This is a genomic window from Trichormus variabilis 0441 (assembly GCF_009856605.1).
Lineage (GTDB): Bacteria > Cyanobacteriota > Cyanobacteriia > Cyanobacteriales > Nostocaceae > Trichormus > Trichormus variabilis.
This window is the reverse complement of record NZ_CP047242.1, coordinates 5083530-5095856: the sequence shown is the minus strand read 5'-3', so window position 1 is coordinate 5095856 and position 12327 is coordinate 5083530. Positions and strand designations below refer to the sequence as shown.

The window sequence follows — 12327 nt, the reverse complement described above, 5'->3', positions numbered from 1 at the left end:
CAATCAACAACCATAAAATTCCTCGTCCCCTATTCCCTAATTTCCGGGCAATTTCGGTTGTTCGGCGGAATATTTAGCTACGATGCTGGCAATCTCAGGATTATATAGTCGGAGATAATTCCAATAGTTACCAAATACCTGGCGGACATAATCCCTAGTTTCATTAAAGGGGATGGCTTCAACAAACTCATCTGGGTCTTGGTTAGGTAAAGTTTTCAACCATCGGGCGACGCTACCTGGGCCAGCATTGTAACTAGCGATCGCTAACATGGAATTATTACCATACTGCTCATGGGTATGATCTAAATACCATGTCCCTAGCATCACGTTGTCATTGGGATTCTCTAAATTAATGGTCTTGATATCTAAGGGAATTTTTGATGCTATCCACTTAGCTGTATCTGGCATTACCTGCATTAAGCCAGTCGCGCCGACAACGGATTTGATTTTTGCTTCAAACCGGGATTCTTGACGCATTAAGGCGGTAACTAGCAAGGGATTAAGTTCTCGCTCAGATGACCATTTTTCAATTTCTTTCAAGTAGGGGAACGGGTAACGGGCTTGCCAGTAGGTAATTTGTTTACTTAAGGCCTGATATTCGGCTTGTTCTTCTGGTGTTTCCCTATCTTCTAGTTTAGAAATCAGGTTAATTCCTGACAGATATTCACCTCTGGCTAACCGCATCAAGCCTTCGGTGAATTGTTCTGCTACTGTGGGTTCCTGTTTATTGAGATATTCTGTCTCCCATTGCAACCACGCGTCACGATCTTGACCAAGTAAATACAATTCTTGGAAGGCTGGGGAACCTGTAGGAGGTATGGGGCGTTGATAGGGAATTACTTCTGGGGTGAGTTGACGGACGTTATCAAAGTTGCCGACATTCAACCCCAAGAGGTTTGCCGATCGCCAGGCATAATAAGAGTAAGGAAACTGGCTAATCACATACTCATAGGCAGTTTGCGCTTCCTGTTGTTTCCCTACGGCTGCTGCCCATTTACCTAGCCAAAAACCCGCCCTGGGAGCCAAAATACTGTTAGGGTTATTGATCACAATTGGTTGCGCCCACTTCCAAGCGCTGGTGTAATCTCTGGCTTTGGCTTTCTCTAAAGCATTTTTCCACCGATATTCGGCGGCTTCATCGGATTTGGCATATTTGGTAATAAGTTGTTGCCAAGTTTGTTGGGCTGCTTTTTCATCCTTAAGGGCTGTGAGGATTTCGGCTTTTTTTACCAATGCCTGACTTGCTTGTTCAGGGAATTTAGCAATTACTTGGTTGAGATAGGGTAAGGCATCTTTGTTGGTTTTAGTCATTTCTGCCAACCGTACCAAGCCTAGTCCTGTTTCTCGCGCATCAGGAAATTGCTGTACTAGTTGCTTATAGGTAGAGATTGCTTGTTCTCGATTTTTCCCGCCTACTTGCCATCCCCGCGCAGTCCGGTAGAGATTACGGGCTGTTTTTGGCGCTTTGGCGTAAGCGTTCGCCGCTTTGAGGAATTGATTATTCTCCCAGTAGGCTGTACCAATCACTTCCCAGTCTTGGGGTTGGAGATTTGTCTGTTTTCCTAGCTCGTCTAACACCCCTACTATCCCTGGCTGGGTATAAGCGTGTTGAGCCAAGATGAGCTGCAACTGTGGCTGATTGGGATTTTCTGATAGGCGCTTCCTGATAATCTCCCAGGTGAGGGGATGGGAAGGAAATTGGGCGATCGCTGTATCCTGTAGCTTTGGTTGAGCAATCAGATATATGGCTTTCACCACCGCCGCTTCCTTGGGATACTGTTTTAATACTTGTTGCCTCAAGTCAGAAGCTTTGCCATCTTCCCCTAATAAATCCTGTGCTTGTGCCTGTTTCAGTAAGATGTAGGGTGCGAGGACAGGATAGCTTTTCTCTAAACCCGTGAGTAGTTCCAGGGCTTTTTGGCCTTGTTTTGTGTCTATATAATCACTCGCCAACAAATAACGCGCTCTTTCTCGATCTGGCGATCGCGAGTTTTGCGAGAGTTCTTCTAGTTTGGCTGCTCGTTCTACCGGCGATTGTGATATCAGTGGAAATACATCTGATTTCGCCCTACTTCCCTCGGATAAATCTTTGGGCTGACCTTGAGTCACGTTGAGCCATTGCCCCAAGGATTTACCAATCTCCGGTGCTGACACCATCGCCCCAGCTGAAAAGGCAAACAGTGCCGCACCAGCGATTATAGAAATTTGCTTTTTTTGTAGTTTTTTCAGCATGGATACTCGCTGAACAGTGCCGATGAATTTCCTGAAACTCTAGCATTAGTTGCCGAGAGTGTAATCACCTTTTCATTGGAAATTTCTTATTCTAGGAAAAATCATCCAAAATGTAGATACTATTTTTGATAATATTGTGCCTCCATTACCAGTTTAATTATGTTTCATCTATCCTCATGAATAATGAAGCTTTAAAAGCAAAGGAATAATCTTTAAATACATTAACACAATGTATAAATACTTATTGTTTAAGTATTGCATCCATGAATATTTTCCACAAAATTATACCTAAGACCTGTATTAGATATGGTATCGGACTTATATTCAAAGTATCATCCAGCCATAACATTATTTATCGTAAATTCAAGGGTTTAAGACCCCTGCGTTTACACATGGTATCAGTTGATTTGGGGTAAAACATCCCCGACTCCAACTGTCTTTAATTTTGTACTCCTGCGGAGAACCTGTAGGGTATTTTGAATTTTGAATGGTTAACATTTTTATTTCTATCGGTACAAGACGAATAATTAAAAATAATGCAACTATCTAAATTATAGATTGAGCCTTTAATAACATTGGCTCTAACTTAAAATCTGATATTTGAGATAGGAGATAAATGAGATGACACAGCAAAATGCTGCCAAACTATTAAAAGCTGTTAAGGAAAACCAAGCCTTCAGAGAAAGGTTGAAAGCAACAAATAACCCAGAGGAGTTTATTCAGATTGCTAAAGAAGGTGGTTATGACTTCACTGTTGAAGAATTGGAGAACGAAATTAGTAAATTGAGTGAAGAAGAGTTAGCAACTATTGTCAATCCAGGATGGGGGCCTAGACGGCATATTCATCCTAGATAAATGTTTAGCTGAATCTATGAACTGACAAAGCTAAAATCATGCAAAAATTGTAGGTGGGATAGCCACTAAAGTTCAGGTATTTTCTTCGTTAAATAAACCCAAAACCAAATATTTTTGCGGTGTGCTTAACCCAACCTACACCTCGGAACTCGACACCATAATTTAAGAAAGATTTTCTAAAAATTGTTTTAATTGTGATTGATCTGGGTTGATACCGAGTTCTTTGGCTTTTGCTAAAACCTGTTCGCGGTTCAGTTTTTGTTGAGTTGCTAAAGCAATCAGTGCTAAGGCGTTAGCTCTTCCACCTGCACCACAATGAAAATATACAGGAGTCGGCAATTTCTCTAGCTCGGAGAGAACTTTTGCTGTTGAGTTATGGTTGGCTTCCGTTGACTTAATTGGTACATTCACATACTCAAGACCTGCGGCTTGCGCTTGTTGTTCTTCATCTGCTAAGGCTCCCGCCTCATCAAGCGATCGCAAATTCACCACAGATTTATATCCCTCATCAGCAAGTTGTTTTAATGTTTCCGTGGTTGGCTGTCCACCCGCCGAAAATTCATCACTTACCTTCTTGATCTCGGTCATATATACACCCTAAATTCGATTGACTTACCGTATTTACAAGCCGTATAGTAACACAGAGTGACTTGTATTATATAGGTTCTCGTTATCGAAATTCGATATACTAATCCTGTCAACGTCATAAATCAGGAAAATTATAGTGACACAGGAAGCTGTTTCCTATGATGAGCTGACTCCCAAACAACAGCAGCAGCGATTAAGAGAATTAGCGGTGGTATTTTTGCGACTAGGAGCGATCGCCTTTGGTGGCCCGGCTGCTCATATTGCCATGATGGATAATGAGGTAGTGAATCGCCGTCGGTGGATGAGTCGGGAGAAACTGCTGGATTTGTTGGGAATCACAAATTTGATTCCTGGCCCCAACTCGACGGAATTAGCTATACACATAGGCTACGAACAAGGCGGATGGCGTGGTTTATTGGTGGCGGGTAGTTGCTTTATTCTCCCGGCTATGCTTATAGTCTGGATATTAGCCGCCATTTATGACCGTTATCAAACTGTGCCACAGGTGGGATGGCTACTATATGGGATTAAACCTGTAATTGTGGCGATCGTGCTGCAAGCTGTGTGGAATCTGGGTAAAAAGGCAGCTAAAGACTTACCTACGAGAATTGCTGGAGTGATAGCCGTAGCCGCCTACTTTGCCGGATTGAATGAAATTTTGCTGCTAATTTTGCTAGGTGTCGCCGTTATGGTGCTGAAGAATTGGCACAATCGGGGGCGTATCACCGGAGCATTTTTACTGCCATTCTCAGGTATTCTCGCTCAAGTTGGGACAACAACAGCAGCAGTCACCTCAGTTACTTGGCTGAGTGTGTTTCTCTTCTTTCTGAAGATTGGCTGTATTCTCTACGGTAGTGGTTATGTGTTGCTGGCGTTTCTGCAACGGGATTTAGTTGAACGCAACCAATGGCTGACATCACAGCAGCTTCTAGATGCGGTAGCTATTGGACAGTTTACACCGGGGCCTGTGTTTACTACTGCCACATTTATTGGATACTTGTTGGCAGGAAATGCGGGAGCGATCGCTGGTACTATCGGTATATTCTTACCAGCTTTCCTACTGGTGTGGGTAGTTAACCCTTGGGTGACTAAGTTGCGTCAATCTCCCTGGGCTAGTGGGTTTCTCGATGGCGTGAATGCAGCCTCCCTGGGATTAATGGTAGGTGTAACTTACACCTTGGGACAAACCGCACTAGTGGATTGGTTAACCATTATTTTGGCAATTATGAGTGCGATCGCTGTATTCCGATTTAAAATCAATTCTGCCTGGTTAGTGCTAGCAGGAGGAGCGATCGGATTTGCCTCACATATATTTTAGGACTTACGCATAAATCAATTCAAAATAAAAGCAATTCGCTTTTCCGATAAATAACTGCTATATCAAACCTAAATTACTGCTTAATTCTAGAGCTTTTTCAAATGTGATACCTTGTTTGGTAGCGACATATAAAAGTGCTAAAACTGAGGAACGAATAGAATTATCACAGTGAATTAAGAGAGGTTTTGGCAATTCATTAATTGTTTGTAAGATTTGTAGTGTGGTTCGATTATTAATCTCTTCAAATTTCATGGGGAAATTAATATAGCGTAGTCCTAAAAACTCAAGCTTCTCTTGTTCATTATCGAGCAATCCTCTTTCATCAGGCGATCGCAAATTCAGCACTGATTTGTAACCATCTTCAGTGATTTTTTGGAACTGATCAGGTGTAATTTGTCCGGCGATCGCTAACTCGTTATTAATCTTTCTAACAGTATCCATTATCATCACCTCCTCGATTCGTGAGTTATCTGTAAATTTTGCAATACATAACCTTTTTCTTGATGTTTAAGATTACTCATGTGACAAATATTGATGAAGAAGAACTCTGGATAAAAAAGTATTAATTCAAGTTTTTAGAGACTTTCTAATATTTAACAAATTTGGTAATTGTATAAAGTTTTGGCGGAATTAAAAATATTTTAGTTGCAGATAAAGTTTGATTTAAAAATGCCAGATTATAGTTGTATGATGGCGGAATGCCCAACTTCCCTGATTAGTTGTTACACAAACATTGGCTTGTTTACACCGACAATTTATCAAAAAAATTTGAGGAAGTTGTGAGGAGCCTATCTGATTTTGGAATTAGAGGGCGAGAATTTTTACTTAGTATATTTAATTGCGGATTAGCACTGCTTTATAGTGTGTAGTGGACAAAACTATGGGAATGTCTCTGGCATTTCTTCACAAGTTCCTCAACTTTTGGGCTTAATTTCAAGATAGAAGCTACGGGCTAAATCTCAGTCCAACTAATAGTTTGATGATTGAGTGCAGCAACTCTCATAGGCCAGGAAGATGAAAAACAGAACCTTTGCAACCATAGATGGCAATGAGGCTGTTGCCCAAGTCGTCTATCAAATCAATGAAGTTATTGCTATTTATCCGATTACACCTTCTTCACCGATGGCGGAATGGTCAGATGCTTGGGCGAGTGAAGGTAAACCAAATATTTGGGGTACTGTACCGACGGTAGTACAAATGCAGAGTGAAGGAGGAGTAGCGGGTGCAGTACATGGGGCGTTGCAAACAGGGTCATTAACAACGACATTTACCGCATCCCAGGGATTATTGCTGATGATCCCTAATATGTACAAGATTGCAGGGGAACTAACACCTACAGTATTTCATATTGCGGCGCGATCGCTCGCTGCCCAAGCCCTATCAATTTTCGGCGACCACAGTGATGTCATGGCTACCCGTGGGACTGGCTTTGCGATGCTGTGCGCGGCTTCTGTTCAAGAAGCCCATGATTTTGCGCTCATTTCTACCAGAATAACTTTAGAATCACGCATACCTTTTTTACATTTCTTTGATGGTTTTCGTACCTCCCACGAAATTAATAAAATTGAACTCTTAACAACAGAAGATTTCAAAGGATTTATACCTAATGAATTAGTGATTGCCCATCGGTCAAGGGCTTTAACACCAGATAAACCAGTTTTACGCGGTACAGCCCAAAACCCTGATGTTTATTTCCAAGCTAGAGAAACCGTTAATCCTTATTACCTAGCTTGTCCAGAGATTACCCAAAAAGTTATGGATGAGTTTGCCCAAATGACTGGGCGACAATATCAACTATTTGAATATCATGGCGACCCAACAGCAGAACGAGTTATTATCCTCATGGGTTCTGGTTGTGAAACTGTACATGAAACTGTCGATTATCTCAACGCCCTTGGGGAAAAAGTTGGGGTGATCAAAGTGCGGTTATATCAGCCATTTGATAGCCAGAGATTTATCGCCGCTTTGCCAACAACTACTCGTGGCATCGCTGTTCTCGACCGTACCAAAGAACCAGGCGCATCGGGTGAGCCGTTGTATTTGGATGTAGTGACGGCTTTGTATGAAAAATGGGGTGTAGGATCTCTTCCTACGGTTATTGGTGGTCGTTATGGTTTGTCTTCCAAGGAATTTACGCCGGGGATGGTTAAGGCTGTGTTTGATAATTTGGCAGCTACTATACCCAAAAATCATTTCACGATTGGGATTAATGATGATGTCAGCCATACTAGTTTAGATTATGACCCCGACTTTAACATTGAGCCAGACAATATAGTTAGAGCTATTTTCTACGGTTTGGGTGCTGATGGAACAGTAGGAGCGAATAAAAATTCTATCAAGATTATTGGTGAAGAGACAAACAATTACGCTCAAGGTTACTTTGTTTACGACTCGAAAAAGTCGGGTTCGGTGACGGTTTCTCACCTGCGTTTTGGTTCTCAACTGATCCGTTCTACATATCTGATTAACAAAGCTAGCTTTGTCGCTTGTCATCAATGGGACTTTTTAGAAAAATTCCCCATTTTGAAAGATATTGTCCAGGGAGGTACTTTTTTATTAAATTCTCCCTATGATCAAGATGAAGTTTGGGAACGCCTACCCGGTAAAATTCAGGCACAAATTCAACAAAAGCAACTCAAGGTTTATGTAATTAACGCTTATAAAGTTGCCCGTGAAGCAGGGATGGCTGGAAGAATTAATACGGTGATGCAGGTTTGTTTCTTTGCATTATCTAATGTACTACCAAGGGAAGAAGCGATCGCCGAAATTAAAAAATATATCCGCAAAACTTACGGCAAAAAAGGCGACCAAATCGTCCAAATGAATATCAAAGCTGTTGATACCACCTTGGATAATTTACATGAGTTAGTTACTAGAGAATATTCTGCCCCACCCCAAATCCCCAATCACCATTACCCCTTATCCCCAGAGGGGGCCCCACCTTCCTCAATCCCCTATATCCTGGGTAAAATGATTGCCCGTGAAGGGGATGAGTTACCTGTGAGTGCATTACCTAACGATGGCACATATCCCACGGGAACAGCGAAATGGGAAAAACGTAATATCGCCCAAGAAATCCCGGTTTGGGATACAGATGTTTGCATTCAGTGTGGTAAGTGTGTGATGGTGTGTCCTCATAGTGTGATTCGCAGTAAGGTTTATGAACCGGAACAACTAGAGAATGCACCGTCAACCTTTAAGAGTGCCAATGCAAAAGATCATGATTGGCATGGGTTAAAATTTACCATCCAGGTAGCAGCAGAAGATTGTACAGGCTGCGGTATTTGCGTAGATGTTTGCCCAGCCAAGAATAAGGCGCAACCACGCAAGAAAGCGATTAATATGGAGCCGCAGTTACCGTTACGCCAAGCAGAACGGGAAAACTGGGATTTCTTTTTGAGTATTCCCAACCCCGATAGGCGGGAGTTGAAGCTGACCCATATTAATCAACAACAGATGCAGGAACCGTTATTTGAATTTTCTGGGGCTTGTGCGGGTTGTGGAGAGACACCCTATATTAAATTAGGAACACAGTTGTTTGGCGATCGCATGATTGTTGCTAACGCCACCGGTTGTTCTTCCATCTACGGCGGTAATTTACCCACCACACCTTGGACGCAGAACGCCGCAGGACGAGGCCCGGCCTGGTCTAATAGTTTATTTGAAGATAACGCCGAATTTGGTTTAGGTTTCCGGGTATCTATAGATAAACAAACAGAAATTGCCAGCCAATTACTGCAAGAACTGGCAACGGTGGTAGGTAGGGAATTGGTCGATGATATCTTGAATAATCAGCAAAACAATGAAGCTGAGATTTGGGAACAACGCGATCGCATCTCTATACTCAAGCAAAAGTTACAAGCCCTTGTCAACCCAGAATTAACCAGCAAAGCCCAACTCCTTCTGAGTCTGGCTGATTACTTAGTGAAAAAGAGCGTCTGGATTATTGGTGGTGACGGTTGGGCTTATGATATCGGCTATGGGGGCTTAGATCACGTCTTAGCCAGTGGACGCAACGTAAATATTCTCGTCCTCGACACAGAAGTCTATTCCAATACTGGCGGACAAATGTCGAAAGCCACACCCAAGGGCGCTGTAGCTAAGTTTGCCTCTGGCGGTAAACCTGCGGCGAAAAAAGACTTGGGTTTGATGGCAATGACTTACGGTAATGTTTATGTTGCTAGTGTGGCGATGGGTGCAAAGGATGAACATACCCTAAAAGCATTTTTAGAAGCAGAGGCTTATTCTGGGACTTCGTTAATTATTGCTTACAGCCATTGTATTGCTCACGGTATTAACTTGAGTACGGCAATGCAAAATCAAAAAGCTGCCGTCGATTCTGGCAGATGGTTGCTGTATCGGTATCATCCGGATTTAGTCAAGCAAGGTAAAAATCCCCTGCAACTTGACTCGCGCACACCAAAGCTACCCCTGGAAGAATCGATGTATCTGGAAAACCGCTTCAAGATGCTGACCAAAATTAATCCTGAAGTGGCGAAAGAGTTACTCAAAGAAGCGCAAACAGATGTAAACCTACGGTGGCAGATGTATCAATATCTGGCTGCGAGAGAGGTTACACAGGGATAAGAGACTTCCAGATAAAAAATATCCAAAATGTAGGATGCGTCAGGAACCTAAATATACTCAGAAATTATTCGTAATGACTTTTTTTGAATTTTGTTGGCGTAGCCTTCCCGTAGGGTATTTTGAATTTTGAATTGGAGCGTACCACTTCGTGGAAGCAAGCTACGCGTAGCGTCTCGTAGAGAAGCGACTTGACGCACCCTACCAAACCTGTTGACTGTTGACTATATTTAAAAGTTTTTCAGGAAAATAATCATGGATTTAACTACTAATTATCTGGGATTACGATTGCGATCGCCACTCGTCCCGTCAGCGTCTCCCATGTCTGGAGAAATAGACAACATTCTCTGGATGGAAGACGCAGGCGCAGGTGCAGTGGTTCTGCCTTCGTTGTTTGAAGAACAGTTGAGTTTAGAAAGTTACGAACTACATCATCATTTGACTTACGGAACTGAAAGTTTCCCTGAATCCTTAACATATTTCCCTGAACACCAAGATTTTCGCCTTGGGCCAGAAGAATACTTAAACCTGATTCAAAAAACTAGGGAAAAGGTAAAAATCCCCATCATTGCCAGTCTGAACGGTTCTTCACTAGATGGCTGGACAGAATACGCCAGAATGATTGAGCAAGCTGGTGCAACAGCCTTGGAGTTAAATACTTACTCTGTCCATACCGATCCCGAATTAACTAGCGAACAAATAGAGCAGAGTTATATCAATATGCTCAAGGTTGTCAAAGCATCTGTACAGATTCCCGTAGCAATTAAACTGAGTCCATATTTTACCAATATGGCAAACATGGCCAAGCGTTTAGATGATGCTGGGGCTGATGCTTTGGTGCTATTTAACCGTTTTTACCAACCAGATATTAATTTAGAAACCCTAGAAGTAGAACCTCATGTACTGTTAAGCACCCCTCAAGCAATGCGTTTACCTCTGCGTTGGATTGCCATTCTTTACGGCCGCATCAATGCTCACCTCGCTGCTACCAGTGGGATTCACAATGGTCATGATGTCTTAAAAATGCTCATGGCAGGAGCAAATATTACTATGTTGTGTTCCGTTTTATTACGACACGGCATCGAGCATATCAAGTATATCGAACAGGAAATACGTCAATGGATGGAAAAACATGAATACGAATCAGTAGAACAACTCCAGGGAAGCATGAGTCAAAAACACTGCCCTAACCCCAGCGCCTTTGAACGCGCTCAATATATGCGGGCGCTGCAAACTTATCAACCAGACTGGGGGCGAGTTTACGAGCCTTCTCATTATCACGGGTAATACAACTAGAACTTACGCATGAAAACGAAAGATTAAGGGTGTAGGGGTATGAATCAATTCAAAATTCAAAATAAATGTTTTACACCCCTATACCCTTAGAGGTTATTTGAAAAGTGATTGGCTGTGATTTTAAGCACTCATTGATCCTCCCTAACCCCCCTTAAAAAGGGGGGAAATGAATCAAAGTCCCCCTTTTTAAGGGGGATTTAGGGGGATCTAAAATGTTTTGCTACCAAGCATAGGACTTTTCAAACATCCTCTTACACCCTTACACCTGGTCTCAACAGATAACCTGTTTGCGTAAGTCCTAACAAAATCAAAATTCACTTATAGCCTACGGCTTCTTTAAAAGAGGTTAACGCCAAAACTAATATGCGTAAAAAAATTGGTATCCTCACAAGTGGTGGTGACTGTCCAGGGCTTAACTGCGTGATTCGTGCAGTTGTCAGCCATGCAACACTTACTTATGATTGGGAAGTATTTGGTATACCTTATGCCACTCAGGGTTTACTAGAGCGTCAAGCGATCGCTCTGAATATGCACGGCTGGGATTTGCGGGGTATTGACCCTCTGCTAAATATGGGTGGCACGATTTTAGGCACTATTAATAAGGGTGACACCTTAGCGCACGTAGATGAGATGCTTGCCAGTTATGAGGCTTTGGCTTTGGATGCTTTGATCGTCATTGGTGGTGATGGTAGTCTGGGCATTCTCCATGAACTAGCTAGCCGAGGTAATTGGAATTTAGTGGCGATTCCCAAAACTATAGATAGTGATGTGGCGTTGACAGAACGCGCTGTGGGTTTTGATACGGCTGTCAATACAATTGTCGATGCCCTCAATCGTTTGACCTTTACGGCTGCAAGTCACGATCGCGTGATGATTGTCGAAGTTATGGGACGCAGTGCCGGACATCTAGCCCTACACGCGGGTATTGCCGGGGGTGCAGATGTGATTTTAATCCCCGAAATTTCATACACAATTAGTGGTTTATGTCAATACATAGCTGAGTTGCGCGATCGCTGGCAACGCAAATTTGCGATCGTCGTTGTTGCTGAAGGTGCGAAACTATGTCTGGAAGACGTGCAAGAAAATATTGCCTCTGCTTGTGTGTCTCCTAAATGCGGTCGTGGTCAATATATTGCGGAGCAAATTGCTCGATGCAGTAAAAATCTCATCGATACCAGAGTTTCTGTATTGGGACACATTCAGCGTGGCGGTATCCCATCAGCTTTAGACCGTTTAACAGCCACAGTCTTTGGGAAAACAGCCGTTGATTTAGTAGCTCAAGGTAAATTTGGGCAGATGGTAGCCTGGCAAAATGGCGAAGCTATCCCAGTACCCATTCAAGACGTTGTAGCTCAAAGTCCTTTACACGTAAATCCCCAAGGTTCGTTGGTACAGAGCGCTCGTTGTTTGGGTATTTATGTAGGAGAAAAAACTTAACAATCCAAAATTCAAAA

The 12327-nt window shown here is 42.6% G+C and carries 8 protein-coding genes; 5 read left to right on the top strand and 3 right to left on the bottom strand.

Features of this window, described 5'->3' with window-relative positions; translation table 11 throughout:
* Positions 1-36: 36 nt before the first annotated feature.
* A complete protein-coding gene (locus GSQ19_RS21000) occupies positions 37-2232 on the bottom strand; it encodes a lytic transglycosylase domain-containing protein (RefSeq protein WP_011319792.1) in 2196 nt (731 codons plus the stop codon).
* Positions 2233-2853: 621 nt separating this feature from the next.
* Between GSQ19_RS21000 and GSQ19_RS20995 the strand changes: the two genes are divergently transcribed.
* Positions 2854-3087, top strand: coding sequence for a Nif11-like leader peptide family natural product precursor (locus GSQ19_RS20995; RefSeq protein WP_011319791.1), 234 nt, complete (start codon positions 2854-2856; stop codon positions 3085-3087).
* A gap of 162 nt (positions 3088-3249) precedes the next feature.
* On the opposite strand, the gene GSQ19_RS20990 is transcribed toward GSQ19_RS20995, so the two are convergent.
* Positions 3250-3675, bottom strand: coding sequence for a protein tyrosine phosphatase family protein (locus GSQ19_RS20990; RefSeq protein WP_011319790.1), 426 nt, complete (start codon positions 3673-3675; stop codon positions 3250-3252).
* A gap of 136 nt (positions 3676-3811) precedes the next feature.
* Here GSQ19_RS20990 and GSQ19_RS20985 point away from each other — a divergent pair, with 136 nt between their 5' ends.
* Positions 3812-4993: a chromate transporter gene (locus GSQ19_RS20985; RefSeq protein ID WP_011319789.1), complete on the top strand. Its 1182-nt coding sequence runs from the start codon at positions 3812-3814 to the stop codon at positions 4991-4993.
* A gap of 57 nt (positions 4994-5050) precedes the next feature.
* On the opposite strand, the gene GSQ19_RS20980 is transcribed toward GSQ19_RS20985, so the two are convergent.
* On the bottom strand, positions 5051-5434 hold the full coding sequence (locus tag GSQ19_RS20980; protein ID WP_011319788.1) for a protein tyrosine phosphatase family protein: 384 nt from the start codon (positions 5432-5434) through the stop codon (positions 5051-5053).
* 573 nt (positions 5435-6007) lie between these two features.
* On the opposite strand from GSQ19_RS20980, the gene nifJ reads away from it, so the two are divergent.
* From nifJ to GSQ19_RS20965, 3 genes are all read left to right on the top strand, one after another.
* Complete coding sequence (nifJ, locus tag GSQ19_RS20975; RefSeq protein WP_011319787.1) at positions 6008-9580, top strand: pyruvate:ferredoxin (flavodoxin) oxidoreductase; 3573 nt, start codon at positions 6008-6010, stop codon at positions 9578-9580.
* Between the two features lie 252 nt (positions 9581-9832).
* Positions 9833-10864 (top strand): dihydroorotate dehydrogenase-like protein, encoded by a 1032-nt coding sequence (locus GSQ19_RS20970; protein WP_011319786.1) that lies wholly within the window; start codon positions 9833-9835, stop codon positions 10862-10864.
* 372 nt (positions 10865-11236) lie between these two features.
* A complete protein-coding gene (locus GSQ19_RS20965) occupies positions 11237-12310 on the top strand; it encodes an ATP-dependent 6-phosphofructokinase (RefSeq protein ID WP_011319785.1) in 1074 nt (357 codons plus the stop codon).
* The last annotated feature ends 17 nt before the right edge of the window (positions 12311-12327 follow it).

Coding starts and splice junctions, on each gene's coding strand:
- GSQ19_RS21000 (WP_011319792.1), bottom strand. CDS start 2,232: ATGCTGAAAAAACTACAAAAAAAGCAAATTTCTATAATCGCTGGTGCG.
- GSQ19_RS20995 (WP_011319791.1), top strand. CDS start 2,854: ATGACACAGCAAAATGCTGCCAAACTATTAAAAGCTGTTAAGGAAAAC.
- GSQ19_RS20990 (WP_011319790.1), bottom strand. CDS start 3,675: ATGACCGAGATCAAGAAGGTAAGTGATGAATTTTCGGCGGGTGGACAG.
- GSQ19_RS20980 (WP_011319788.1), bottom strand. CDS start 5,434: ATGGATACTGTTAGAAAGATTAATAACGAGTTAGCGATCGCCGGACAA.
- nifJ (WP_011319787.1), top strand. CDS start 6,008: ATGAAAAACAGAACCTTTGCAACCATAGATGGCAATGAGGCTGTTGCC.
- GSQ19_RS20970 (WP_011319786.1), top strand. CDS start 9,833: ATGGATTTAACTACTAATTATCTGGGATTACGATTGCGATCGCCACTC.
- GSQ19_RS20965 (WP_011319785.1), top strand. CDS start 11,237: ATGCGTAAAAAAATTGGTATCCTCACAAGTGGTGGTGACTGTCCAGGG.